Origin of the sequence: Paraburkholderia sp. SEWSISQ10-3 4 (assembly GCF_030464785.1) — a bacterium.
Taxonomy (GTDB): Bacteria; Pseudomonadota; Gammaproteobacteria; order Burkholderiales; family Burkholderiaceae; genus Paraburkholderia; species Paraburkholderia aspalathi.
Genome location: NZ_JALPRI010000028.1, coordinates 18,753 through 44,307, shown reverse-complemented (window position 1 = coordinate 44,307; position 25,555 = coordinate 18,753). Strand labels below are relative to the sequence as shown.

Below are 25,555 nucleotides of genomic sequence, written 5' to 3'. Positions count from 1 at the left end.
CAAAAACCTGTCTTTTCCCTGATTCGACGCGCCTCGGCGTCTGGTAGGCTACCGTTTCACGAGACGCGCCTTCCTGACGCGCCAACTTCTCCACGCGCGTAGGTCAGCGCATGCTCGAATGAAACGTTCATGGTGACGCGCCGACCGAACATCGTGATTGCCATCAGTATCGTGCTGGCCAGCGCGATCCTTGCGATCGCAGTGTGGGTATTGGCACAGATGCGCGACGATGCGCTGCGGCGCGCCCAGGATTCGGTCTTCAACGTCTCGCTGCTGGTCGAGCGCGACGTGTCACGCAATCTCGAGATCTACGATCTGTCGCTGCGGGCGGTAATCGACGGCCTGAAACAGCCCGGCGTGCTGGAGCTACCGCCGAAGATCCGCCAGATGGTGCTGTTCGACGGCTCCGCCAGCGCGAAAGACATGGGTTCGATTTTCGTACTCGACACAGCCGGCAACATCATCTTCGATTCGCAATCCTCGCCTCCGCGTCCCGTCAATCTCGCCGAGCGCGACTATTTCAAGGTTCAGCGCGATTCCCCCGATGTCGGCCTGTACGTTAGCCAGCCGTTCATGCCCAAGCTGACCGGCAAGGACGTGAGCATTGCGTTGAGCCGCCGGATCTCGCGGCCGGACGGCAGCTTCGGCGGCGTGGTGGTCGGCACGATGCGCCTTACTTACTTCAGGCATCTCTTCGCCGGCATGAATCTCGGTTCGGGCGGCTCGATGGCGCTGATGCTGAACGACGGCACGATGCTGATGCGGCGCCCCTACGATCCGAAAATCATCGGCCGGAGTCTGACTGGCACCTCGAACTATTCGCGCTTCCTCCAGCAGCCGAGCGGGGACTTCTTCGGCACGGCGGCGATCGACGGGGTCGAGCGCTGGTATGCATTCCGCCACATCGATATGTACCCGTTGATTCTCGACGTGGCGCTCTCTACGCGCGATATCTACGTGGAGTGGCGGCATCGCGCGTGGCTCATCGGCTCGCTGATTGCGGCGCTCGACGTGGTGATCATTGCGCTTGCGCTCCTGTTCTCGCAGCAACTGCGGCAGCGTCGCGCGGCCGAAGAAGAGTTGCGCGTGCTCGCGCGTACCGACGGCTTGACTGGCCTGAACAATCGCCGCACGTTCGAAGAACATGCGGAAGAGGAATGGCGCCGTGCGCAGCGTAACGGCTGGCCGTTGTCGATGCTGCTGATCGATGTCGATACGTTCAAGGGCTTCAACGATCTCTACGGCCACTCGGCCGGCGACGATGCGCTCATTGCCGTCGCGCGTTGCATTGGGCAGAGCGTACGGCGCCCGGGCGATACCGCTGCGCGCTACGGTGGCGAGGAATTCGCCGTGCTTCTGCCGGATACCGACGAAGCCGGGGCGGCGACCATTGCTGAGAAAATTCGCGCCGCGGTTCAGGCGCTTGAGCTTCGCCATGTCGCGAGCTCGCACCATGTGCTGACCGTCAGCATCGGCATTGCGTGCACCAGCCGCCAGGTATTCGCGACGAGCCGCGCACTCGCCATTGCGGCGGACGAGGCGCTCTACGAGGCCAAGGACGCCGGCCGCAACCAGGTGCTTTGCTACCCGGTGGCGGCACGGGCGGATCGACGGAGTGCCGTGGCGTCGCCGGCGCAGTGAGGCAGGACAATTTCACAGGTGTGCCGGCCCGCGAATCGCGCTGAGTTCGGTTGGCACCGGACACAGCGGCGAGTGCACCGGCCAACTAAACGTATAGACAAAAAAAAGCCGCTCACGCCGGGGAGCGTGAGCGGTAAGTCGGAGAGTTACATCAACATCACGTGCGCTCATGGGGGGTGAACGCAACAAACAAAGTCTAAAAGCCCAGCCCATTCCCAAATATCAGACAAATCCCAATCATTGCCTCGACGTGCAAAGCACGTTGACGTAGCGATCCGGCCCCTGTGTGCCAGGCATTCCTTACATCATCCTGTCCCGGTTATGCCCACCATTTATCGCATCAAGTCTCTGCTACGCACGCCGTAAAAGAGGTGGCGGCGTCGCCAAGTATCTGAAAAATGGCGAAACGGTTTGCCATGCCGCAGCGACGCGAGCGTCCCCTCAGGACTTATGAAGGATGGTGAGATGAAGTGGTTCGACCGCATGACCGTATTCAGGAAGCTGCTGTTGGCGTTTGCCGTCGTAATCGGGTTCTGCGTCGTGATCGGCGGGACTTCGCTGAAGACGTTGTCGTCGATGCACGCCATTACCGACGCCATCTGCGACCAGCACATGAACGGCCTCTACTGGATGGAAGAGGCGAACCGCCACAAGATCGATTCCGATCTTGCCGCCGCGAATCTCGGCTACGCCGCTGACGACGCCGGCCGTCAAAAGTTGAAGGACAGCATCGTCGCCTCGCTCAAGGAGATGCACGGCGCCTACGATCAGTATCGCGCGACCATTGCTACAGCCAAGGGTCAGGAGATGTTCGACGGGGTGCTGCGCAAGTCGGCGGTGTGGGAGGGCATCGTGCATCAGCAGATCGGTCTCGAACCGATTCCGGCCGGCGTCGACAACAACGAACTCGTGCGCCGCGCGATTGCGTCGAGCGAGGCGCTGCGCGATCGCATCACGGCGTTGATCGACTATCGCCGTCAGCAAGCCAACGAAGCCCAGCAGGAGGCGAGCGCCAACTATCAGCACATGCGCATCGCGATGCTCGCGCTGGTGTTAGGCGCGATCGCGGCGGGCACGTTGCTCGCGACGGTGATCGCACGGCGCCTCGCGCGTCAGCTCGGCGGCGAACCCGCTTACGCCATGCACATCGCCAACCGTATCGCCGATGGCGATCTGAGCGTGCGCGTCGATACCCGTGCGGGCGATACCCAAAGCATGCTGTTCGCGCTACGCAACATGCGTGAGCGGTTGGCCGGCATTGTCTCGGGCATCAGCGAGTCGAGCGAATCGATCCTGATGGCTTCCGGCGAGATCGCGCAGGGCAACACCGATCTGTCGCAACGCACCGAAGAGCAGGCTGCCGCGCTGCAGGAAACGGCATCGAGCATGCAGGAATTGACATCGACCGTGAAGATGAATGCCGAGAACGCGCAGCAGGCGGGTGGTGTTGCGCACGGTGCGTCGGAAGTGGCGGCGCGCGGTAGCCACCTCGTCGGCGATGTGGTTGAAACGATGCGCGAGTTGGCGGCTGGCTCGAAGCGCATGACCGACATCATTGCGGTGATCGAAGGGATCGCGTTCCAGACCAATATTCTCGCGCTGAACGCCGCCGTAGAAGCGGCGCGCGCTGGTGAGCAGGGCCGTGGCTTTGCGGTGGTAGCGGGCGAAGTGCGCTCGCTCGCGCAGCGCAGCGCGGTGTCCGCCAAGGAGATCAAGGAGCTGATCGAAAGTTCGACGGCGCGTGTGGGCAGTGGCGCCGAACTGGCCGAGCGGGCCGGTCAGACGATGGCGGAAGTCACACATGCGGTGAAACGCGTGACCGACATCATGGGTGAGATTTCGTCGGCGTCGCAGGAGCAAAGCACCGGCATCGAAGAGGTGAACCGCGCGGTCGCACAGATGGACGACGTGACCCAGCAGAACGCGGCGCTGGTCGAGCAGGCGGCGGCCGCGGCGGCGTCGATGGCGGACCAGGCGAGGCAACTGCAAGCGGCGGTCACGGTGTTCTCGCTGGACGCGCGGCACGCGTAGCACTCTTCACACGCGTTTTACCGCCCTTGCCAGGCCTGGTGGCTCTCCGTACACTCGCGCGTAATTCCCAGATGGCGCAGTTCCGCTGCGTCGTCCACTAAAACGCCGACAGAGGAGAACCCCCGCCATGGCAGATTCCTATTTCCCACGCTGGCGCGCCCAGCCCAACGCTGCCGAGGGCCGCATTGTCGGCACCGACGAGCGTCTCGCGTGGCCGCAGATGTTTGCAATGGGTATCCAGCACGTGGTCGCGATGTTCGGCTCGACCGTGCTTGCGCCGTTGTTGATGGGCTTCGATCCGAACCTGTGCATCTTCATGTCCGGGATTGGCACGCTGTTGTTCTTCGTGCTCGTGGGCGGGCGCGTGCCGAGCTATCTCGGTTCGAGCTTCGCGTTCATCGGTCTGGTGATCGCGGTGACGGGGTATGGCGGCCACGGTCCGAACATGAACATTCCGGTGGCGTTGGGCGGGATCATCGCGTGCGGGGTGGTGTACGCGATCATTGGCCTGATCGTGTCGGCGGTCGGCACACGATGGATTGAAACGCTGATGCCGCCGGTGGTGACAGGCGCGATCGTCTGCGTGATCGGCTTGAATCTCGCGCCGATCGCAGTGCATGGCGTGAGCGGCAGCAACTTCGACTCGTGGATGGCGCTGGTGACGGTGCTATGCGTCGGCGCGGTCGCGGTGTTTGCGCGCGGCATGCTGCAGCGTTTGCTGATTCTGGTCGGCTTGCTGATGGCATACGTGATTTACGCGATCGTGACGAATGGTCTCGGCATGGGTAAGCCGATCGACTTTGCGATTGTGGCGAACGCTGCGTGGTTCGGTATGCCGCAGTTCACGGCGCCGGTTTTCAACATGCAGGCGATGACCCTGCTTGCGCCGATCGCGGTGATTCTTGTTGCTGAGAATCTTGGGCACATCAAGGCGGTGAGCGCGATGACCGGTCAGAACCTCGACCGTTATGTCGGCCGTGCATTTATCGGCGACGGACTCGCAACGATTCTGTCTGGCTTCGCTGGCGGCACCGGGGTGACGACGTACGCAGAGAACATCGGCGTGATGGCCGTGACCAAAATCTATTCGACGCTGGTGTTTGTGATTGCCGCGGTGATTGCGCTGGTTTTGGGCTTTTCGCCAAAGTTCGGCGCGGTGATTCAGACCATTCCGGGGCCGGTGCTGGGCGGCGTATCGATCGTTGTGTTCGGTCTGATCGCGGTGACTGGCGCGCGCATCTGGGTCGTGAATAAAGTCGATTTCTCCGACAACCGGAATCTGATCGTGGCGGCGGTGACGCTTGTCCTGGGCGCCGGTGATTTTTCGTTGAAGCTCGGTGGTTTTGGACTCGGCGGGATCGGTACCGCGACCTTTGGCGCGATCATTTTGTACGCGCTTTTGAGAAGGAAGCCGGCGCAGGGGCCGGTGGCCTGATTGGCCTGGGCGACGGTCTTTTTCTTTTGCGATTGAGAGTTCAAGCGATCAAGAAAAAGGCCATCGCCACGTTGTAACGCTGACCGCTACCTCTATCGCTTCCGCACGGTCAGCGCCGTCTCCGACAGATCCACTTCGCGCATGAGCTTGTTCAAAGTCTCGTCATTGATTGCCTGACTATTACGCAGCGCAAGCAGCACCTTCCGCTCGGCTCGCATCGCCGCTAACTTCATCCGGAATTCCAGCGCATCGGCGCGGCGCGCCATTTCACGTGGCTCCTGTTCGTCCTCTAACGTGGCGAGCCGTCGTCGATAAATGTCCATGACTCGCGCGGTGACATCCGCGGCGTATGCCGAGGCCGACTCATCCAGATCCGCGCAGTCTCTGTCGTGCACTTCGTCAACCGCGCGAATCGCGGCTTGCGCCGCCATCGTGCGCGCCATCGCCTCCTCCGCGGCATGCGGATCCTTACCCCGCCGCCAGCCGCTCAACAACAGCGGCAACGCCACGACTGCCACCAGCAGCGATAGCAGAATCACGCCCGAGGCAATGAAGATCGCCAGGTCTCGCCCCGGCAACGGCGTACCGTTCGGCAACATCTCGGGCAACGACAACACGCCCGCCAGCGTCACCGCGCCACGCACGCCGGCCACCGTCGTCACCGTGACCGTGCGCAACCCCGGCACGGCACTCGCCATGCCGTGCTTCGCAGCGCCACGGCTCGCGAACCAGCGCAGCAACCACACCCACACGAAGCGCATTGCGTAGAGCGCCGCCGCCACCGCAGCGATGTAGCCGATCAAGCGCCACACCTCCACATCGCTGGTCTCGTGCGCGTCGAGCAGCGCGCGGCCGAGAATGTGCGGAAACTGCAGCCCCAACAGAATGAACACCATGCCGTTGAAGACGAATTCGATCATCGTCCACGTGCTGTTCCCACGCACGCGCGACGACACCGGGCCGGCGTTCGCAATGTTCGCGTAGTTCATCATCATCCCGGCCGAGACCGCGGCCAGAATGCCCGAGAACTCGAAGCGCTCGGCGATCAGATACGCGGCGAACGGAATCAGCAGCGTCATTACTACGCCGGGCGCCGGATCACCTTCTTCGTTAAGACTCAGAAAATGCGCGGACACAAAGCTGAACAGCCAGCTCACCGCTGCGCCCGTCGCGAGACCGCCCACCGCGATGATCACGAAGCTGATCGACGCGTCGCGCAGCGAAAACACTCCCGTCAGCGCCGCGGCAATCGCGAACTTCAGCGCGACAAGGCCCGACGCGTCGTTCATCAACGCCTCACCTTCGAGGATATGCATCAGCCGACCGGGAATTTTGCCCTTGCCGGCGATACCGCTCAGCGCCACCGCATCGGTTGGCGATAGCACCGCGGCAAGCGCGAACGCGACCGGCAGCGAGATCGACGGCACCAGCGCGTGGATGAAGTAGCCGACCGCCAGCACCGTCATGAAAACCAGGCCGAGCGCGAGCATCAGGATGGAGCGGCGCGCCATGAACAATTCGCGCTTCGGAATTCGCCATCCATCCGCGAACAGCAACGGCGGAATGAACAGCATCATGAAAATTTCCGGATCGAAGGTGACGTGCAGCCCTAGCTTCGGCCATGCGAGCAATGCGCCAATCGCGATCTGGACCAGCGGCAGCGGCAACGCGACCCGCATCATCCGGGTCACGATGCCGGACGCGGCGACGGCGAGCAAAAGAATCAGTACGGTAAAGACAATATCCATCGGTCTATTTCTGGAGATATAGCGGTCCGTCCTCTGCGATCGTCGACGATGCGGCCGCATATCGATCACGAGGCGCGCGTGAGGCACAAGGCAGAAGTTTAGCCCGCTGCAGCGTCACGTCATTGTTAACCCCGCAAGGTCCCGCGAGAGCGGTCGGCAAGCGTCCAGGTAAGGCAATGCACCTTAACGGTGCGTTCTGCGCCCACGCGCGGCGCATCGGCTCGTTCATCGGTGCAATCTTTCATGCAAATTTCATTCGAATGTGCGCCAGCGTGCGCATGGAGCTTGCTTAAGGAATATCGATGACGCACATTTTGAGAAACGGTGCCGAGGTTGTTCGCTTCCGCGTTCGGACCGGCCCGGCTCTCGCGTGAGAGGATTGCATGACGATTGCGCAACAGGAAAGGACGGCCAGCGCGCCGCACGGCTTCGACGTCGAGGTGACGTCGGGGCTCGAACGTTTTTCGGTGCAGCATGGCGAGCTGACGTTGACTAGCGTGTTTCAACCCATTTTCAGCCTGTCGCATATGCGGGCAGTGGGCTACGAGGGGCTGCTGCGCGCGCACGATGCGCTCGACCGGCCCGTGTCGCCGCTCGACGTCTTCGGCGAGGCGGCGCGTCTGGGCGACGTGCTGCAAGTCGACCGGCTCGCCCAGACCCTGCATCTGGAGAACTTCAAGGTACTCGGCGCAGAGCGCGAATGGCTGTTTCTGAATGTCCATCCCGGTGCGCTCACCGATCCGTATCTCGCCGCTGCCTTGCTGGCCAATCTCAAGCGGCTCGATCTTTCGCCACGGCGAATCGTGCTCGAGGTGCTCGAACAACGCGCGGAAGATCTCGAACGTCTTGCCGACGCGGTGCGTCAGTTCCGCGAGCGTGGTTTCCTGATTGCACTCGACGACTTCGGCGCGGGCCATTCCAACGTCGAACGGATCTGGCAATTGAATCCCGACATCGTGAAGCTCGACCGCATCATGCTGTCGCACGCAGCGCATCGCGCTGACATGGCGACGATTCTGCCGGGGCTGGTGGCGCTGCTGCACGAAGCGGGCAAGCTCGTGCTGATCGAAGGTGTCGAGACGGAGCATGAAGCGCAGATGGCGCTCGCTTGCGATGCGGACTTCGTGCAGGGGTTTTTCTTCGGCCGACCGAATCCAGGGGCAGCCGACGCGGCGCACGCCGCGACTTGCATCAGCGAAGTCACCGACCGTTATCGCGATCAGGCCGAAGCGCGCGAGCGCCGCAATGCGAGCCGTCTCACACCGTATCTGCGGGCGTTCGAGCGTGCCGCGGAACGGCTCGCCGCCGGCGAACCGCTCGAGGAAGTGTGCTGGAATTTCCTCGCACTCGACCATGCCGCGCGCTGTTTCCTGCTCGATGCGAAGGGCAAGCAGGCGGGCCGCAACGTCGTGTTGCGTGCCGATCGCGCGGCGCATGAGACGCGCTTTTTGCCGCTTGCCGACGCGCAAGGGGCGAACTGGCTGCGTCGTCCGTATTTCCGTGCGGCGATCAATGCGCCGGAGCGCGTGCATGTGACGCGTCCGTATCTGTCGATCAACGAGGCGTTGCCGTGCGTGACGCTGTCGGTGGCGACGCGCGTCGGTGATCAGACGTGCGTGCTGTGCGGCGATATCGATTGGGTCGAAGAATAGCGATTCGGATGCTTCGATTGGCAGGGCGCGCGGCGGTTCTGAGATCATGTCGTTTTTAACGACCTACGGCCGCGCTCATGTCAGTCCTACTCGAAGTCATCGCCACGACCGTTGCCGACGCCAGGCTTGCCGCGCAGGCCGGTGCGAACCGTCTCGAACTCGTCACCGCGATGGGCGAGGGCGGTTTGACGCCGAGCCTTGGCTTGATCGAAGCAGTGGTTGCCGCGAGCGTCGTGCCCGTGAACGTGATCGTGCGACCGCATAGCCGCTCGTTCGTGTACGACGCCGACGACTACGCCGTGATGCTGCGCGACGTGCGCGCAGTCAAAGCGGCGGGCGCGAACGGCGTGGTGATCGGCATGCTGAAGGCGGATGGCGAGATCGACCGCGAAGGCCTCGCGCGTGCGATCGATGCGGCGGATGGCTTGGCGATCACCTTCCATCGTGCGTTCGACGAGACGCGGGATCTGCAGAAAGCGCTCGACGTGCTGCTCGGTTTCGACGCCGTGACAAATGTGCTGACCTCGGGCGGAAAACCTTCTGTGCTGCAGGCGGAGTCGATCGTGCGTGATCTGGTACGACAAGCGTCGGGCTCGCACTGCACGGTGCTGGCAGGCGCGGGTTTGACCATCGATGCAGTAGCTGGCTTCGTGAGTGCGACGCAAGTTCAAGCGGTTCACTTCGGTTCGGGTGTGCGCGTTGGCGGCAATGGTCTTGCTCCCGTCGATGCGGCGAAAGTCGCGCAGGTGAGAGCGCTGCTCGACGTAACGCGTAGCTGAACGCTGCTAAACCACCAGGCAAAAAAATGCCGCTTCGAGGTTCAACCCGAAGCGGCATTTTTCATCCACAAAGCGAAAGAATTACTTCGCGACGACCACCGGAATCCCGCGCAACTGCCCGGCGCCCTTCATCTCTTCCAGCGACTTCTTCACCGACACGCTCGTCGCTGCTTCAATCTGCAAGCGTGCCGCGAGATCGCGTTCGCCGCGCTTCACGCCCGCCAGATTCGCCAGCTTCACGTGACCATAACCGCGTACACGCGCATGCAGATCGGCGAGCTTCGCGACGTCTTCCAGATTGTTCGCGTTGAGCTTCGCGAACGCGCGCTGCAACGTGGTTTCATAGTCGCCGGCGAGTTCGCGCTCCATCTTGCGTTCGAGCGTGCGGCCGAACGGATCGAGCATCGTGCCACGCAAGCCGCTGAATTTCGCCATCACACCCAAAACCGGCCACATCCACTGACCGAAGGTCTTCTTGGTCGGATTCACGCCCGGTTGAGGACGTGTGAGCGTCGGTGGCGCGAGGTTGAACTTGATGCCAAAGTCCTTGCCCGCGACACCTTCGAATTGCGCTTCCAGTGCTTCGCGGAAAGCCGCATCCGTATGCAGGCGCGCTACTTCGTATTCATCCTTCACCGCGAGGAGGCGATAGAACGTCGTCGCCACTGCACGCGTGATGCGCTCGCTCTTTGCATCGACGGCGGTTTCGGCACGGCGCGCCGCATCGACCAGCGCGCGATATCGCTTCACATAGCTCGCGCCGCCGTATGTTTGCAGACGGCCTTCGCGATGCGCGATCAGTTCGTCGAGCGTATCGACGCGCGCTGCCTGCTTCGCCAGATGCCGCGCTTGCCACAACGATTCGAGCGCAGCGGGGTCTTCCGCAGCAACACGCCCGATCGAAAACGCCAGTTGATTCATCTGCACCGCGACGTTGTTCAATTCGATCGCGCGCATCATCGCGGCGAACGACACCGGCACGAGGCCAAGTTGCCAGGCATAACCGAGCATCAGAATGTTCGCGCCGATGGTATCGCCGAGAAAACGCGTGGCGAGCGCCTGGGCGTCGCACGTCGACATGCGGTCGTCGCCGGCCGCGTGGCGCATCTTGTCGATCAACGCGTCGGCATGCAGCGTCGCATCCGGGTTCTGCACGAAGGTCGCGTTCGGGATTGCATGCGTATTGACGACGATACGCGTGCGGCCATGACGCACCGTTTGCAAGGCATCGGCGCTCGCGCCCACCACCATATCGCAGGCAAGCAGCACGTCGGCCTGTTGCGTGTCGATGCGCACCTGATTGAGCCACTCGTCGCGCGCGGCGAAGCGCACGAACGACAACACCGAGCCGCCCTTTTGCGCGAAGCCCATGAAGTCGAGCACCGACGCGCTCTTGCCTTCCAGATGCGCGGCCATGCTGATCAATGCGCCGACCGTCACGACGCCCGTGCCGCCGACACCCGTCACCAGAATGTCGTACGGCGCGGCATCGAGATGTGTCGCGGGAATCGGCAAGGCGTCGACGCGAGCGGCGAGCGCGGCCGGATCGAACGCGGCACCCGCGGCTTTCTTCAGCTTGCCGCCTTCCACTGTGACGAAGCTCGGGCAGAAACCATTCACGCAGGAATAGTCTTTATTGCACGACGATTGATCGATGCGGCGCTTACGCCCCAACGCAGTCTCAAGCGGCTCGACCGACAAGCAATTCGATTGCACTCCGCAATCGCCGCAGCCTTCGCAAACTTCTTCGTTGATGAAGAGACGCTTGTCCGGATCGGGAAATTCGCCTTTCTTCCGGCGACGCCGTTTTTCAGCCGCACAGGTCTGGTCATAGATCAGCACGGTCACGCCGTCGATATCGCGCAGCGCGCGCTGCACCGTGTCCATTTCGCTGCGATGGTGGAACGTCGTGCCTTTCGGGAAGAGGTCGTGATGGCCGTCGTATTTCTCCGGCTCGTCGCTGACCACGACGAAACGCGACACGCCTTCGGCTTCCACCTGACGTGCGATCTGCGGCACCGAGATGCTGCCGTCGACCGGCTGGCCGCCCGTCATCGCGACGGCATCGTTATAGAGGATCTTGTAGGTGATGGTGGTGTTCGCGGCCACCGCCTGGCGGATCGCGAGAATGCCGGAGTGAAAGTAGGTGCCGTCGCCGAGATTCTGGAATACGTGGCGCGTTTTCGTGAACATCGAATGCGAGGCCCAATCGACGCCTTCGCCGCCCATCTGAATCAGGCCGGTGGTGTCGCGCTCCATCCACGACGCCATGAAGTGACAGCCGATTCCCGCATGCGCGATCGAACCCTCAGGCACTTTGGTCGACGTGTTGTGCGGACAACCAGAGCAGAAATACGGCGTACGTTTCACGCTATCCGCCGCATTCGAGAGGATTTGCGGCGCCACCAGATCGACCACGCGCTCGCGACGATCGAGCGCCGGCTTGTGCTTCGCGAGCCAGTTCGCGAACACCGGCAGAATGCGCGACGGCCGCAATTCACCCAGCGACGACAGCAGCAGCGTGCCGTCTTCGGCGTTCTTGCCGACCACGATCGGCCGCGTGCCTTGCGTGCGGTTGTACAGATAGTCTTTGATCTGCTGCTCGATGACCGGGCCTTTCTCCTCGATCACCAGCACTTCGGACAAACCGGACACGAACGCGTCGATGCGCGTCATTTCCAGCGGGAACGACAAGCCGACCTTGTAGATGCGTACGCCGGCCGCTTCCAGATCGGCGACCGTCAGATCGAGCCGGCGCAGCGTTTCCATCAAGTCCAGATGCGCTTTGCCGCACGTGACGATGCCGACATTCGCATGCGGACTCGGCGCGATCCATTTGTCGATGCTGTTGGTGCGTGCGAAATGACGAACCGCGTCGAGCTTCGCGTGCATCCGTGCTTCGATCGTGAGACTCGGCAGATCGGGCCAGCGGTTATGCAGGCCGCCAGCCGGTTCCTGAAAGTCCTGTGGGGTGGCCCATTCGGTTTGCAGCGCATCGAGGTCCACCGTCGAACCCGATTCGACCGTTTCCGAAATCGCCTTATAGCCGACCCACGCCCCCGAGAAACGCGACAGCGCCCAGCCGTACAGGCCGAACTCGAGCATGTCGGCAATGTTCGACGGATTCACCACCGGCATATGCCAGGCCATCAAGGCGAAGTCGCTCTGATGCGGCATCGATGACGATACGCAGCCGTGGTCATCGCCCGCCACCACCAGCACGCCGCCGTGCGGCGACGAGCCGTACGCGTTGCCATGCTTCAGCGCATCGCCCGCGCGATCCACGCCAGGGCCCTTGCCGTACCACATCGCGAACACGCCTTCGACGGTGCGCTCCGGGTCCGATTCCACCCGCTGCGTACCGAGCACCGCGGTGCCACCCAGTTCTTCGTTGATTGCCGGCAAAAAACGAATATCACTCGCCGTGAGCAGTTTCTTCGCTTTCCACAACTGCTGGTCGACCATGCCGAGCGGCGAGCCGCGATAGCCGCTGATGAAGCCGGCCGTGTTCAGGCCCTGCGCGCGGTCTGCGGCGCGCTGCATCAGCGCAAGGCGCACCAGCGCCTGCGTGCCGGTCAGGAAGATCCGGCCGCGCGTGGCGGTGAGGTTATCGGACAGCTTGTAGTCGGCGAGAGCGGGCGTGCCGTCGATGGGCAGGCGAGCGGTCATGGGTGAGTCTCCTAATTTTGCGTCCGCGCGCCGTGGGGTGGGGGCCACAAAAGGCGGCGCGGCGAAAGAGACTCTATTTTTTAGCGCCAATTGGAGTGAATTTTTTCTACTTGGCGACGCGTTCAGCGAAACAGCGCGACGGCTCGCGCGTTTTAATGAAGTTTTGAGATGGATCTGCCACGCGACGGACGGATTCGGGTATGCCCTGGTGCGTTTCAGTCCTGTTTTTACGGCGCGGGCGCCTTCGCCACAGACGCGGCAACAGGCGTCGAATCGAGCGGTACGACCTCGTCGAAATGCGAGTAGTCGATGTGGCTCACGCCGTTCTCCTCACGCATGACGTCGACGAAGCGGTGTTGCCAGAGAATCTGCTCGCAGGGCCACATGTGACGCGCCTGCATGGTCTGCGAGGTCGATTCGTCGACGCCTTCAAGCGTAAGCAGCAGCGACGCGTCGCGCCCTTTGAGCGTTTCGGCGTTCTCGCCGAACAGCGGACTGTTTTCGTCGATGACGTGCATCAGGACCCAGCCCAGCTTGAACACGGGATGCTGGTCGCGTACCAGCGTCAGATCGTAGAGCTTGCGCAGCGTAAAACCTTCGACGGTGGTGTCCAGACGCATGATGCGCAGCCTCGCACGCGCTTCGGCGATCACATTCTGGCGCGCGTTGGCCGCGCGCACCATCAGCGTCATACGGCCGTCGAGCGGCCGCACGACCGCGTAGCGGGCAAACATGATCTTTGCGTGAGGTCGGGAGAAGCGCGCGAAAATCAGCCCCGTCGCCAAGGCGATGCTGGACATGCCGACAAAGATTTCAAACGTCGCGACCCAGTGCGCGTAGACGGTTTGCGGATGCATGTCGCCATAGCCGACCGTCGCGAGTGTTTCGACGCTAAAGAAAAATGCGCCGCCGAAGCCCGACGGAAACTGATTGGCGATCGGCGCGTTGCCGAGCATGTAGAGCGCGGCAAAAAAGATATTGAGCAGCAGGAACAGGACGCCGAGCGAGATAAAAAACATCGGCCAGCGGACGACGAGCGCACGGTGATAGAGATCCTGCCAGAGCGGCGTCGGCATGCCGTGGGCAATGACCACGCGATCATCCAGGCGCATCTCGCGGCTACCGCGCGGGCGATGTTTTCGCGCTTGTGCCTCGGCTTCCGTTTCGGTGTCGCCGATGGCGGAAAAGCGGTCTGACGGTTCGGTAGCCATCGCGTGCTCGTGAGGATGAAAACGCGCAAAGCGTAGCACGCCGCCTCGCGTGCTAAAGGTGATTTTCGGCGTGCCGCGCAGGCGGTGAAGGCGGCGTCCGGACCGGGCGTTTAGCGCGATTCGGGTTGCGCCCAGCGGGTGCCGCTGCTAAGCATGCTTCGCGCGTGCGCGCTGCCTGATGCGCCTGTTTTGCGGTTACGGAAAGGCCCGCGGCTTCGGAATGCCGGCGCCGTGTTCGATGTCGTCGACCGCTTGCTGGTGCGCTGCGGCGACGGCTTCGGTTTCGTCCGCGTAGCCGTTGTCGCCGCCGACGGTAGTCCACGACTTCACCGCTTTCTCGCGATGCCGGATCTCGTACTCCGCGTCCCAGCGTGCACCGTTGAGTTCGATAGGGCGGACGTGAATCGAATACACGCCGTAGAGGAAGAGCTGTTCAGCCATGATCGCCTCCAGCCGGTTGATTCAGATGTGGCGCAGCGTGATGGGCGCGGCGCCGGGTTGCCTAGAGTTCGATTTCCCCGAGGATGCGGTGGGCGAGCGCCTTGGCTTCCTCGAGCGCCTCCTCGGGCGTGGACGAAGTGGCTTCGACTTCGTAGACCGTGGTTTCCTGGTCGGTGCTTGCGTCGCCGTCGTCGCGGGAAAGGGTAACCGTGCCCTGCCACGTGTCGCTTTGTACTTCTCTTATCGACGCAGTGGCCGTGTAGATGCCTTTGGTGTAGGTGATGTCATCCATGGCGACGCTCCTTGTTCCAAAGGGTTGGATTTTTTCATCCTAGCACGATGACCGGGGTTCGGTTTTTCGCCTGCGCGGCGCCCGATGTTGGCAACCGGTGTCGACAACAATACGCGCCGCACAAGGCAAAAAAACTACAGGAGCGCCACCACCTCATCCAAAGAAGGTGCATGCGCGCCGGCATGGCGGCACGCCGCGGCGCCGGCGGCCAGAGAAAAGGCCAGGTGCTCCGGCCACGCTCGCTGCGGCGCCGTCATCAAGCTGAACAGCAGACCGCCAATCGACGCATCGCCCGCTCCAACCGTATCGACCACTTCCACCCGTGGCGGTCGAGCCTCCACCACCATGGCGCCGTCGATCAACATGGACGTCTCCGGCCCACGCGTGACCAGCACGGTGGCGGCCGGATTCATCGCACGCAACTGGGCAAGCGCGCCGGCCTCGTCGTCTGTCTTGAACAGCATGCGCAAATCTTCGTCCGACACCTTGATCAGATCGGCCAGCGCGGCCATCTTCCGCAACGTGGGCTCGTAGTCGTGCTCCATCAGATTCCGGTAATTCGGATCGAAACTGATCTTCACTCCCCGCGAGCGCAACTCGGCGGCCAACGCGGCCAGCGTGTCGCCAAGCGGCTGACGCACCAGGCTGATGCAGCCAAAATGCGCCCACTTCACCTGGCCGATCCAGCCAGCCGGCAAGCGTGCCGGATCGAACGCCAGATCGGCGCCGTTCTCACCCATGAAAAAGTACGCAGGCGGATGCGTTTGATGAACGATTGCCAGCAGCGGCGGACGCTCCACGCGCTGCATGAAGCGCATGTCGAGTCCTGCGGCGATGCTCGCGTTCCACAACTCATCGGAAAAATTGTCGACGCCCAGTGAGCCGGCGCACGCAGTCGGCAAGCCGAGTCGCGCCACGCAGCGTGCGACGTTCCAGCCGGCGCCGCCAGGACGCGAGAGCCATTGCGAGGCGCCGGTCCGCACGAGATCGGTGAGGATGTCGCCGGCCGAGACGAAGAAGGGGAATTCGGTGTTCGCGTTCAAGTTGCTCATTTTGCTTACTCCGCGGATTCGGACGCAGCGGCCGCGCCGTCAGGCAGTGCGTGCGCCAGCACTTCGTAGCACGCGCCCATCGTGTGATAGTCGGTCTTGCCGGCGGGACTCTTTTCGTCGCTGTATTTACGGTTGTCGCACGTGAGAATGCGGTACCACGCGCCGTACTTGTGATCGACGAAATGCGCCCAGCTGTAGCGCCAGATCTCGTCGTACCAGTCCCAGAAGCGTTCGTTGCCAGTGCGCTTGGCAAGCAGCGCCGCGGTGGCGAACGTCTCTGCCTGAACCCAGAAATACTTGTCGTGGTCGCACACGGTGCCATCGGGGCCGAAGCCGTAGTAGAGGCCGCCGTGGTCTTCGTCCCACGCATGCGTCATCGCAGCGTCGAATAGTTCGATCGCGCGCGGCAGCAGCCACGGCAACGGGCGATAGCGTTCCAGAATCAGCAGCAGCTTGGCCCACTCGGTCTGGTGTCCCGGCTGGAAACCCCACGGACGGAAGATGTTCGAACTGTCTTCCTCGTTGTAATGCCAGTCGACCGACCAGTCCGCGTGAAAGTGCTCCCACACGAGACCTTGCGACAGCTTCGCCTGGCGCAGCGTGATGTTCGACGCCACCCGTTCCGCGCGATCGAGATAGACCAGGTGTCCGGTTGCCTCGTGGGCGGTCAGCAGTGCCTCGGTGGTGTGCATGTTCGCGTTCTGACCGCGGTACGAACTGACACGCCAGTCGGGCGTCGCTTCGTCGGCGTAGAGGCCGGCGGCGGCGTCCCAGAAGCGATGTTCCATCAACTCGAAGGTCGCGCCGATCATCGGTTTGGCTTCCTCGATACCGGCCATCGCCGCATGCGAATACGCGAGCAGCACGAACGCGAGGCCGTAGCAGTGACGCGTCGCGTCGAGTGTGCGTTTGCGGCCGTCGTGCCATTCGAGTTCCCAGTCGTAGCCCTGGTGCTCAGCGTCCCAATGCGCGTCGCGCAGGAAGCGCAAACCGTGGCGCGCGTACTCGAGATGCTGCGGGTCGCCGAACTGGCGATACGCCATCGCGTAGTTGAAAACGTAGCGGCACGTGCTCACCAGATGCCGCGTGGTCTTGTCGTAGACCGAGCCGTCGTCGCGGAAGAAATGGAAGAAGCCGCCGCTCGGATCGAGCACGTTCGGCGCGTAAAACTTCAGCGTGTCCTGCACGTGAGAGAGCAGGAAGTCGCGGCTGCGAAAGCTGTCGACGGGCGGCGCCGCGGCGGCGCCGTTAGCGGGGTGAAGCGGATCGGATTGCGTCATGGCGTTTTTACCAAAGTACTGGCACGGGCAATGAGATGGACGGGCAAGCGGACTTCGAGTTCAGCGGGTGTGTCTTCAAGCAGCAACTCGACGCCGCGCCGGCCGAGCGCTTCCTTGTCGACCGAAATGGTCGACAGCGGCGGCGTGGCATGAGCGGCGGCGGGAATGTCGTCGAAGCCGATGATCGCGATGTCCTCGGGCACGCGGACGCCGCGTGCGAGGCACGCGCGCAGCGCGGCGAGCGCGGCGGCGTCGTTGTAGGCGAATACGGCGTCGGGTCGCGGGCCGGGCGCGTCGAGCAACTGGTGCATCGCGCGCGCGGCGCCGCTGTCGGGATCGAGGCCGGCGTCGATCGTGAGTTCCAGCGAGGGGTCGAACAGCAGGCCTGCTTCGAAAAACGCGCGCCGGTAACCGAGCGCGCGCTGGGCGATGCTGAAGTGCGCAAGCGAGCCGCCGATGAAGGCGACGCGCTTGCGCTGCTGTTCGAACAGATGCCGCATGGCGAGCGTGGCGCCCGCGGCGTTGTCGAGATTCACCGAGCGCAGGCCCGGTGCCCACAGGTCGATCAGTACGAGCGGGCGCTGCATCGCCACCAGCGTGGTCAGCGTCTCGGGCTCCACGAAACCGGCGATCGCTACCGCGTCCGGCGCATGCAGGCGCATCTGCTGGATTACGTCTTCGGTCGGACCGGCGGTCAGCACGGAAGGCACGATGCCGCGTTCGCGGCACGCGTCTTCCACGCCGTGCAGCACGTGCGAAAAGAACGGGCTGACAGCGAAGTTGTTGTGCTGACGGTGCAACAGAAAGGTGAGGCGGCGGATGCGCGGACGCAATTGGGCTGCGTCATAGCCGAGTTGCCGCGCGGCTTCGACCACGCGTTCGCGGGTGGCCTCGGAAAGGCCGGGCTGGTTCTTCAACGCGCGTGAGACGGTGCCGATCGACACGCTGGCCGCGCGGGCGACGTCGCGGATGGTTGTGGCCATCGAATGAAGCGGCCGCAAGTGGGGCGGCCGCACGGTGTTTGGGTTCGGCCGATTGTATAGTAAAACGTCGCTAAAACAGCCTTGGAAACGTGTGATCCGTACCCGGAAATACCCGTAGGAAGCACTGCTGGTCTGATTTATGTTGTTTAGTAAAATAGACTAAACAAAGCGTGGGCGTTGCCCTCGGCGCGCCAGCGCACTCAGTCGACGGGCAGCGCCGCCATGTCGGCTTGCCCTCGTAACAGCGCCACGCTCTCATCCGCATCGATCAGCACGAAGCCGCTTGTCTCGTGCTTCGCGCGCCGCTTCGCCAGCGCTGCGACGGAGGCAATTTCCTCACTGCTGTAAAACGACGGTCCGCCGTCCGACTCGACGCGCACACAGCCGATCGCCATCGTCACGAAGCCGAAGAAGGTCGGATTGCCACGCCGGTCTTCACCGTGGATGCCGCCGGCCAGCCGGTCGGTGGGCGCGTAGAAGCGCTGCGCGCCTTCGTTGAACAGGTGAATCGCGCGCAGTACACGTTCCCGCCAGTCCTCGCTCTGGAACAGGATCAGGAAATCGTCGCCGCCGACGTGACCCAGGAAATCGCGGGTCGGGTCGCAGACGTCGGCGAGGACGGCGGCGGCGAATTTCAGCACTTCGTCGCCTTGCCAGTAGCCGTACTGATCGTTGAAGGGCTTGAAGTGGTTCAGGTCGACATAGCACGCGTAGAAGCCCGCGTCGTGACCCAACAGGCGGGCGATGTGCGAGCTGATCGGGATGTTGCCCGGCAGGAAGGTCAGTGGGTTCGCGTAGCGCGCGGCTTCGATGCGCACCTCGGTGACCGCGCGCACCAGCTTCTCGCCGGTGCCGAGACCGGCGTACTTGCCGTGGTTGTCGGTGATGACGAAGCCGTCGGCGAGATAGCGCTGGTCGTCGCTGGCGAGAAGCTTGGCCATCTGTTCGACGGTCATCGATTGCTCGATGATCACCGGCGACGCGTTCGCAAACTGCAGGCACGGCCGCTTGCCGAACAGCTCGCGGTGGTAAGGCAGCGCGTAGCGGTCCATGAAGCTGCGGCGGTTGATGAGCGCAACCGGCTCGTCGTTTTCGACCACCGCTACCGCGTGCAGATCGGGGAGGCGGTTGAACAGTTCGAGCACGTCGTTGTTGGTCGCGTGACGCGGCAGCGCGGGCGCATGCACCATCATCTTCGCCGATGCCATGCCGCCCGACGGCGACGCGCTGCTTGCTGTGCGCGTGGTCTCCGGAAATACGGCGATGTGCCCGGCGCGCAGTGCGTCGCGGGCGTCGTCGGTGACGCTGCTGGCCGGCTGGGCATGCGGCCGGCCGAAGAAAAACCCCTGCCCGCAGCCGATCCCCATGTCGCGCACCACGATCAGATCCGCTTCGTCTTCAATGCCTTCGGCCACCAGCCGCGCGCCGCTTGCGTTGGCGAAGTGCTGCATCGCGCGCACGGCTTCGAATTTCAGCGAGTCGGTGGCGATGCCGTGGATGAAGAAGCGATCGATCTTCACGACGTCCGGTTGCAGGCGCACCCAAAGATTCATGCTGGCGTTCGCGGTGCCGTAATCGTCGAGCGCGAACTGCGCGCCGGCCGCGCGCAACGTCGAAATCACCGGCAGGAAACTGGCGACATCCAGAATCGTGCTTTGCTCGGTCAGCTCGATCACGATCCGTTGCGGATCGACGCCGCGATGACGCAGCAGCGCGAGTGTGTCCTCTTGCGCGTCGGCCAACTGAAGGATCGCGCCCGCGCTGAAATTGAGAAACAGCTTGCCGTCGAAATCGAGCTTCGCGAACGCGTTGATGCAGGTGCGCGCAGCGGCCTGCTCGAGTTCAAGCGCGCAACCCTCGGCGAGCGCTTGCGAAAACAGGGCGAACGGCGTTTCGAGCGGTGTGCCGGCGGGGCCGCGGATCAGACCTTCGTAGCCGAGGATCGCACCGTCGTCGAAATCGATGATCGGCTGGAATACGGCGGACAAGTCACGCCGGGCGATCAACTCCTCGATGCGCGGCGTAGCGGATCGGGAGGGCGAACGAGGTTGCATGGCAGTTAGGCGTAGCGATCGACCTTCGTCTTATCGACCCATCCAGCCAGGAGTTAAGTGAAGTTTTAGTGAAGCGTTGCACCGGGGTGGTGCGTCGCGGCTCGGGCACGCTGCCGGCGGGTGTTGCCACGGCCAGGACTTTGCCTATGCCATCCGGCTGAGGCGACAGCAAAGGCGTTTGAGCGTGAAATAACAAAAAAGCCGCACGAGGCGGCTTTCTTCAAATAACGCTCAGGGAGGGCGCTTATGAATGTCCTGTTTGCATTGCGCGCGTATTCAACGGCGCGCGACAGCGGCGGCGGGCCGCTCGCGCGAAGCCACGCGGGTTTCGCCGCTGGTATCGCGAGCCCCCCAGCGCTGCGCGAGCGCGGCGCAGACCATCAGCTGGATCTGGTGGAACAGCATCAGCGGCAAGACCACGGCGCCCACCGCATGCGAGGCGAAAATTACCTTGGCCATCGGCACGCCGGCGGCGAGGCTTTTCTTCGAACCGCAGAAGATGATCGTGATCTGGTCGGCGCGGTTGAAGCCGAGCCGCTTGCTGACCAGGATCGTCACAGCCAGCGCGAGCGCGAGCAGCACAATGCTGATCAACAGCAGGCCGCCAAGCGCGGACAGCGGGATCTGGTGCCACAGGCCTTCGTCAACGGCCTCGCTGAACGCGCCGTACACCACCAGCAGGATCGAGCCCTGGTCGACGAACTTCAGCACGCCGCGATTACGCTCGATCCACTTGCCGATCAGCGGGCGCAGCAACTGCCCGGCCACGAACGGCACCAGCAACTGCAAAACGATGTTGCCCACCGTATGCCACGGCGAGGCGCCGCCGCTCGCAGCCTGGTTGGTGACGACGAGGCTGACGAGGGCGGGGGTAATGAAGATGCCCAAGAGGCTCGAGGCCGACGCGCTGCATACGGCGGCCGGCACGTTGCCTTTGGCAATGGAGGTGAACGCGATCGACGATTGAACCGTCGACGGCAGCGTGCAGAGGAAGAGGACCCCCGCATAGAGCGCCGGCGTGACAAGTGGCGAAAGGAGCGGCTTAAGCGCGAGGCCGAGCAGCGGAAACAGCGCGAACGTGCTGAGCAGCACTACCAGATGCAAACGCCAATGCGTCGCGCCGGCCACGATCGCTTCGCGTGAGAGCTTGGCGCCGTGCAGGAAAAACAGCAGGCCGACCGCAACGTTCGTCACCCAGTTGAACCCGACGGCGGCCTGCCCATGAACCGGCAGGAAGCTGGCAAGGATCACGGTGCCTACGAGGCACAAGGTGAAATTGTCGGGAAGCAGTTTCGGGCGAGCCATGGCGGAATCTCGATTCGGTGATGCGGAAAGCAGGGCGCGCACGAAGGCGCCCGACTCAGGCTATGGAAAACGCCTATTGTTGTCGAAAATTGATTAAATACGCAAATTCATTTGCCGAATCGATTAATGAGCATCACGCATCAGATGCGTTGCCATGACGGTCTCATGCGGCGCCCATGGGCAGTTCCAGTATTGGCGACCGTATCTGTTTGGTCCACTGCCGTTTTGACAATCCGGCGAAAAAAACCGGCCTGGATTTGTCATACGCAAGCGCCTTCAACTAATCTCGCAAAAGCCGCTCAACCAAGCTGTTTCAAGGCTTTCGCGCAAGGGCTCTGTCGCAGAAAAACGTCGCAGTAACAAGGTGTTACAACAGCGGTCCGGGCCTAACACTTTTTGGCTCGACACCCTTTGCCGGGACCCATAAATTACTGCTCAAAGGCCATCGGGATGCCCCGCGCCGCGAAAGATACGCAGCGCTCGCGCCGGTCCCAGAACAAGTCCATCGCAGCTCGAACGGTGGGCTTCAGGCAGGTCTTCGGGCATGTGAGTCACTTGGTGGACGGGTTGTCGAGAACGAAGCACTGGGCGTTGGGCGCGGTTATCGCTGCGCTGTGCTCGTTCGCCTATGCGAAAGTGCCGGGCGTACCGCACGGTGGTGGTGGCGGTTATTCGCATGCTCCCGCGGGCCACGCAATGCGTGGCGATGCGCGCAACAACGGCTATTACTACGGCGCCGCCAATACGAGACCAGCTCGCAACAACGTCGCCGACAACAACGCGCGCTTGCCCCGTGGCGGCGCGAACTTCGCTACCGGCGGCTACGCCAACGGCTTCGGCGCTTACAACCCAGGCATGCGTCGCGCTACCGGGCCGGCCGGATATCCAAACGACGGCCGCGGTGGCATGCAGTATGCCGGCGCTATCACGCCTGTCAGCGCCGAATCGCGCGCGGTACCGCGTCCGCCGCCCAACGCGCCGGTTCGCACCGGTTCGATTCGCGCCGATGTCGCCCGCTACAACGAAGAGCGCGGCACGTCGCGCGCAATGCAGCGCCCGGGGGACGACCCGCGTCAGCAGGAAGGTTCGCCTTACCGTAACTAATGGCAGCACGGGAGTTTTGCTCCCGCGCAACGCGGTCTGACATCGCTCCTCGCCTTACCGTTCGTTTCACCGAACTCCTCTCCCACGCTTCGTCAAATCCGCTTTGCCGGCTTTCAAATCGATTGCTGCGGTATTGCGCGTCGCCGCCGTCCAAAAAGCCCCTGTCAATGTGACGTTTCGACGCCACACTTTTTTGAAAACATTCGGCAGCAAACCCTCTCCCGTCGTCAAATTTGGTCGTTTTCGCCGCGGCGCGTCATCCGCCTGTCATCTGAACCGTTATCACCCAGTCGGGCGCAATGTCAGTAACGCTTTGCGCCGAACCGCGAAGTCCGCGGCGATGCAGTGAGGACGTACAAGGCCTCTGCTTTATCAGGCCGATAAGTGACAAAACTAATCAGATCGCTATACCCGCAATAACCCACGATATTTTTGTCCATAAAAATGGTCCGCAAAGATGGTCCCGCCCAGATTGGCTCGATGATCGAACGGACAACAACAATCATTCGCGCGAGCTCCCCCTTTCGCACAGCCTTACCTTTTTGACAAAGACAGGAGAACCCATGAAAACAAGCATCAGCAGTGCGCTGAAGACCACCCTCAAGGTAACCGCGTGTGCCGCCCTGCTGGCCAGTGCATCGTCTGCTTTTGCGCAATCGAGCGTACAACTCTACGGTCAGGTCGACGAATGGGTTGGCGCGCAGAAATTCCCGGGCGGCAAGTCGGCTGCTGAGGTGTCCGGTGGCGGTATGTCGACGTCGTACTGGGGCTTGAAGGGGGCCGAGGATCTGGGCAACGGCTACAAGGCGATCTTCACGATTGAAGGCTTCTTCCTCGCGCAGAACGGCCAGTACGGCCGCTTCACTGGCGACACGATGTTCTCGCGTAACGCCTACGTCGGTATCGAGTCGCCGTACGGCACGGTGACAGCAGGCCGTCTAACCACGCCGCTGTTCGTGTCGACGATTCTGTTCAACCCGTTCGTCGACTCGTACCAGTTCTCGCCGATGGTATGGCACACCTATCTCGGTCTCGGCACATTCCCGACCTACTCGACCGATATGGGCGTGACGGGCGATTCGGGCTGGAGTAACGCGGTGTCGTACTCGTCGCCGAACTTCAACGGCCTGTCCGCAACGGCGATGTACGCGCTCGGCAACACGGCCGGCGAGAACGGCTCGAAGAAGTGGAGCGGCCAGGTGCTGTATTTCCACGGCCCGTTTGCGGCGACCGCAGTCTACCAGTACGTGAACTTCAACAGCGTGCCGGGCGACCTCGGCAGCTTCAGCACGTCGGGCGTTCCGGGCCTGAAGAGCCAGAGCGTCGCGCAAGTCGGCGCGTCGTACGATCTGAAATTCGTGAAGTTCTATGGCCAGTACATGTACACGTATAACCAGCAGACCGTTTCGAGCTGGCACGTGAATACGGGGCAGGGCGGCGTGACGGTCCCGGCCGGCCCGGGCTCGGTGATGGCGTCGTACGCCTATTCGCGTGATGGCGGCGGCTTCAACCAGACCCGTCAAACGGCTTCGGTCGGCTACGACTATCCGCTGTCCAAGCGCACGGATATCTACGCGGCTTACATGTACGACAAGATCAGCAGCCAGTCGAGCGGCGACACGTACGGCGTGGGCCTCCGCGCGAAGTTCTAAGCGTCTGGAGCCAAGGCGAGCGGCGCCTCTGAGCGGGTGCCGCGTGATGCCAACCCTGTCGGACCAGGCAATACCTGCAAAGCCCACCTTCCCCGGAAGGTGGGCTTTGCTGCTTCTGACGTCCGTTTCTGGTGCCCGCGTTCGTCCGATTTGCCGCCCAGTCTTTGATAAACCCGGCAAAATGGCGTCGATTGATTCCTGAGGCGAGCGATTGAGATGGATACCCTGGTCAGCATGAAAGTGTTTCGCCATGTGGTCGAAGTCGGCAGCTTCGTCGGCGCGGCCGAACGGATGGAGATGTCGGCGGCAATGGCGAGCAAGCACGTGATGCACCTTGAGCAGCAGCTCGGCGCGCGTTTGCTGAACCGCACCACGCGCCGTGTCGCACCGACCGAGGCGGGCCGCGAATACTACGAGCGCTTAAGCCAGGTGCTCAGCGAACTCGAAGAAGCCGAGCAGGTGGTCGGTGCGGCGAGCGTCGTGCCGCAAGGGCGCTTGCGGGTGTCGTCGCTATCGGCATTTGGTTTGAGCCACGTGATGGCCGCGGTGGCCGACTACGCCGCGCAGTATCCGCAGGTCACCGTTGACATGACGCTGTCCGACCGTGTGGTCGAACTGATCGACGAAGGCTTCGACGTCGCGATCCGGGCTTCGCCGAACGGACTGAAGTCGTCTTCACTCATCGCGCGGCAGATTGCGACCGCCCATCTGGTGCTATGCGCGTCGCCGGCCTATCTGCGCCGACACGGTACGCCGAAGACCGTTGCCGATCTGGCGCGCCACAATTACCTGCAGTACGCGGGCGTGTCGGCGCTCGAAATCGCGCCCACGACCGGCGATAGCTCGCCGCGCGTGCGTCTGTCCGGCAATCTGATCGTCAACCACCTGGAGGCGCAGCGCGTGATCGTGCTGCAAGGCGCGGGCATCGCGATGCTCGGCACCGAGGTGATCGGCGACGACCTGGCCACGGGGCGTCTCGTGCCGCTGCTGGTGGACGACGTGCCGCCGCGCGAGTTGCCAATCCATGTCGTCTACGCGAGCCGCCGGCATTTGTCGGCCAAGGTGCGTTCGTTTGTCGACTTCCTGGCCGAGCGGTTCGCGAACGAATCGCTGTGGCCTTCGCTCGAGCAGATCAAGGCGCTCGCGGTGCGATAGGCGGCCCGGTCGAGTCGCTCCTACCCGTTTAGCTATACTGGTTGCCAGCACCCATACGCGTAACGATCTGG

The 25,555-nt window shown here is 62.8% G+C and carries 18 protein-coding genes; 8 read left to right on the top strand and 10 right to left on the bottom strand.

Going from position 1 to position 25,555, the window contains the following annotated elements; genetic code table 11:
- The first annotated feature begins 129 nt into the window (after positions 1–129).
- The 3 genes from M0D68_RS32800 to M0D68_RS32790 all read left to right on the top strand — a co-directional run bounded on the left by M0D68_RS32800 (position 130) and on the right by M0D68_RS32790 (position 5,107).
- Entirely contained in the window at positions 130–1,641 is a 1,512-nt protein-coding gene (locus M0D68_RS32800; protein ID WP_093644809.1) for a sensor domain-containing diguanylate cyclase, read from the top strand.
- 465 nt (positions 1,642–2,106) lie between these two features.
- Positions 2,107–3,672 (top strand): methyl-accepting chemotaxis protein, encoded by a 1,566-nt coding sequence (locus tag M0D68_RS32795; protein WP_093644807.1) that lies wholly within the window; start codon positions 2,107–2,109, stop codon positions 3,670–3,672.
- Positions 3,673–3,799: 127 nt separating this feature from the next.
- Positions 3,800–5,107 carry a solute carrier family 23 protein gene (locus M0D68_RS32790; protein ID WP_054037841.1) on the top strand — a complete coding sequence of 436 codons (1,308 nt, stop codon included), beginning with the start codon at positions 3,800–3,802 and terminating at the stop codon, positions 5,105–5,107.
- A 92-nt stretch (positions 5,108–5,199) separates the two neighbouring features.
- Here the strand turns inward: M0D68_RS32790 and M0D68_RS32785 are convergent, their stop codons facing one another.
- A complete protein-coding gene (locus M0D68_RS32785) occupies positions 5,200–6,855 on the bottom strand; it encodes a Na+/H+ antiporter (RefSeq protein WP_200651896.1) in 1,656 nt (551 codons plus the stop codon).
- Between the two features lie 383 nt (positions 6,856–7,238).
- Between M0D68_RS32785 and M0D68_RS32780 the strand changes: the two genes are divergently transcribed.
- Both M0D68_RS32780 and M0D68_RS32775 read left to right on the top strand, forming a co-directional pair.
- Entirely contained in the window at positions 7,239–8,507 is a 1,269-nt protein-coding gene (locus M0D68_RS32780) for an EAL domain-containing protein (RefSeq protein ID WP_093644803.1), read from the top strand.
- 77 nt (positions 8,508–8,584) lie between these two features.
- Positions 8,585–9,286 carry a copper homeostasis protein CutC gene (locus M0D68_RS32775; RefSeq protein WP_266226469.1) on the top strand — a complete coding sequence of 234 codons (702 nt, stop codon included), beginning with the start codon at positions 8,585–8,587 and terminating at the stop codon, positions 9,284–9,286.
- An 81-nt stretch (positions 9,287–9,367) separates the two neighbouring features.
- Here the strand turns inward: M0D68_RS32775 and M0D68_RS32770 are convergent, their stop codons facing one another.
- The 9 genes from M0D68_RS32770 to M0D68_RS32730 all read right to left on the bottom strand — a co-directional run bounded on the left by M0D68_RS32770 (position 9,368) and on the right by M0D68_RS32730 (position 21,573).
- Positions 9,368–12,955: an indolepyruvate ferredoxin oxidoreductase family protein gene (locus M0D68_RS32770; protein ID WP_211706098.1), complete on the bottom strand. Its 3,588-nt coding sequence runs from the start codon at positions 12,953–12,955 to the stop codon at positions 9,368–9,370.
- A gap of 227 nt (positions 12,956–13,182) precedes the next feature.
- Entirely contained in the window at positions 13,183–14,166 is a 984-nt protein-coding gene (locus tag M0D68_RS32765) for an ion channel (RefSeq protein ID WP_211703939.1), read from the bottom strand.
- Between the two features lie 195 nt (positions 14,167–14,361).
- Positions 14,362–14,607 carry a hypothetical protein gene (locus M0D68_RS32760; RefSeq protein ID WP_054037832.1) on the bottom strand — a complete coding sequence of 82 codons (246 nt, stop codon included), beginning with the start codon at positions 14,605–14,607 and terminating at the stop codon, positions 14,362–14,364.
- 61 nt (positions 14,608–14,668) lie between these two features.
- The gene (locus tag M0D68_RS32755; protein WP_093644793.1) at positions 14,669–14,899 is read right to left on the bottom strand and encodes a hypothetical protein; all 231 of its coding nucleotides are present in this window, start codon (positions 14,897–14,899) and stop codon (positions 14,669–14,671) included.
- Between the two features lie 134 nt (positions 14,900–15,033).
- Positions 15,034–15,951, bottom strand: coding sequence for a carbohydrate kinase (locus M0D68_RS32750; RefSeq protein ID WP_093644791.1), 918 nt, complete (start codon positions 15,949–15,951; stop codon positions 15,034–15,036).
- A 5-nt stretch (positions 15,952–15,956) separates the two neighbouring features.
- A complete protein-coding gene (locus M0D68_RS32745) occupies positions 15,957–17,231 on the bottom strand; it encodes an AGE family epimerase/isomerase (protein WP_054037828.1) in 1,275 nt (424 codons plus the stop codon).
- Positions 17,228–18,214 (bottom strand): LacI family DNA-binding transcriptional regulator, encoded by a 987-nt coding sequence (locus tag M0D68_RS32740; RefSeq protein ID WP_054037826.1) that lies wholly within the window; start codon positions 18,212–18,214, stop codon positions 17,228–17,230. Before M0D68_RS32740 ends, M0D68_RS32745 begins: the two co-directional genes overlap by 4 nt.
- Before the next feature lie 200 nt (positions 18,215–18,414).
- Entirely contained in the window at positions 18,415–20,268 is a 1,854-nt protein-coding gene (locus M0D68_RS32735; protein WP_266226468.1) for a phosphodiesterase, read from the bottom strand.
- Between the two features lie 276 nt (positions 20,269–20,544).
- A complete protein-coding gene (locus tag M0D68_RS32730; protein WP_093644787.1) occupies positions 20,545–21,573 on the bottom strand; it encodes a bile acid:sodium symporter family protein in 1,029 nt (342 codons plus the stop codon).
- Between the two features lie 558 nt (positions 21,574–22,131).
- Here M0D68_RS32730 and M0D68_RS32725 point away from each other — a divergent pair.
- The 3 genes from M0D68_RS32725 (at position 22,132) to M0D68_RS32715 (ending at position 25,484) form a co-directional block, all read left to right on the top strand.
- Positions 22,132–22,677 (top strand): hypothetical protein, encoded by a 546-nt coding sequence (locus tag M0D68_RS32725; protein ID WP_266211063.1) that lies wholly within the window; start codon positions 22,132–22,134, stop codon positions 22,675–22,677.
- A gap of 563 nt (positions 22,678–23,240) precedes the next feature.
- Positions 23,241–24,329, top strand: coding sequence for a porin (locus tag M0D68_RS32720; protein WP_093644785.1), 1,089 nt, complete (start codon positions 23,241–23,243; stop codon positions 24,327–24,329).
- Positions 24,330–24,545: 216 nt separating this feature from the next.
- Positions 24,546–25,484, top strand: coding sequence for a LysR family transcriptional regulator (locus M0D68_RS32715; RefSeq protein WP_093644775.1), 939 nt, complete (start codon positions 24,546–24,548; stop codon positions 25,482–25,484).
- Positions 25,485–25,555 lie beyond the last annotated feature (71 nt).

Coding starts and splice junctions, on each gene's coding strand:
- M0D68_RS32720 (WP_093644785.1), top strand. CDS start 23,241: ATGAAAACAAGCATCAGCAGTGCGCTGAAGACCACCCTCAAGGTAACC.
- M0D68_RS32800 (WP_093644809.1), top strand. CDS start 130: ATGGTGACGCGCCGACCGAACATCGTGATTGCCATCAGTATCGTGCTG.
- M0D68_RS32790 (WP_054037841.1), top strand. CDS start 3,800: ATGGCAGATTCCTATTTCCCACGCTGGCGCGCCCAGCCCAACGCTGCC.
- M0D68_RS32755 (WP_093644793.1), bottom strand. CDS start 14,899: ATGGATGACATCACCTACACCAAAGGCATCTACACGGCCACTGCGTCG.
- M0D68_RS32745 (WP_054037828.1), bottom strand. CDS start 17,231: ATGACGCAATCCGATCCGCTTCACCCCGCTAACGGCGCCGCCGCGGCG.
- M0D68_RS32715 (WP_093644775.1), top strand. CDS start 24,546: ATGGATACCCTGGTCAGCATGAAAGTGTTTCGCCATGTGGTCGAAGTC.
- M0D68_RS32780 (WP_093644803.1), top strand. CDS start 7,239: ATGACGATTGCGCAACAGGAAAGGACGGCCAGCGCGCCGCACGGCTTC.
- M0D68_RS32795 (WP_093644807.1), top strand. CDS start 2,107: ATGAAGTGGTTCGACCGCATGACCGTATTCAGGAAGCTGCTGTTGGCG.
- M0D68_RS32760 (WP_054037832.1), bottom strand. CDS start 14,607: ATGGCTGAACAGCTCTTCCTCTACGGCGTGTATTCGATTCACGTCCGC.
- M0D68_RS32750 (WP_093644791.1), bottom strand. CDS start 15,951: ATGAGCAACTTGAACGCGAACACCGAATTCCCCTTCTTCGTCTCGGCC.
- M0D68_RS32730 (WP_093644787.1), bottom strand. CDS start 21,573: ATGGCTCGCCCGAAACTGCTTCCCGACAATTTCACCTTGTGCCTCGTA.
- M0D68_RS32785 (WP_200651896.1), bottom strand. CDS start 6,855: ATGGATATTGTCTTTACCGTACTGATTCTTTTGCTCGCCGTCGCCGCG.
- M0D68_RS32770 (WP_211706098.1), bottom strand. CDS start 12,955: ATGACCGCTCGCCTGCCCATCGACGGCACGCCCGCTCTCGCCGACTAC.
- M0D68_RS32765 (WP_211703939.1), bottom strand. CDS start 14,166: ATGGCTACCGAACCGTCAGACCGCTTTTCCGCCATCGGCGACACCGAA.
- M0D68_RS32775 (WP_266226469.1), top strand. CDS start 8,585: ATGTCAGTCCTACTCGAAGTCATCGCCACGACCGTTGCCGACGCCAGG.
- M0D68_RS32740 (WP_054037826.1), bottom strand. CDS start 18,214: ATGGCCACAACCATCCGCGACGTCGCCCGCGCGGCCAGCGTGTCGATC.
- M0D68_RS32735 (WP_266226468.1), bottom strand. CDS start 20,268: ATGCAACCTCGTTCGCCCTCCCGATCCGCTACGCCGCGCATCGAGGAG.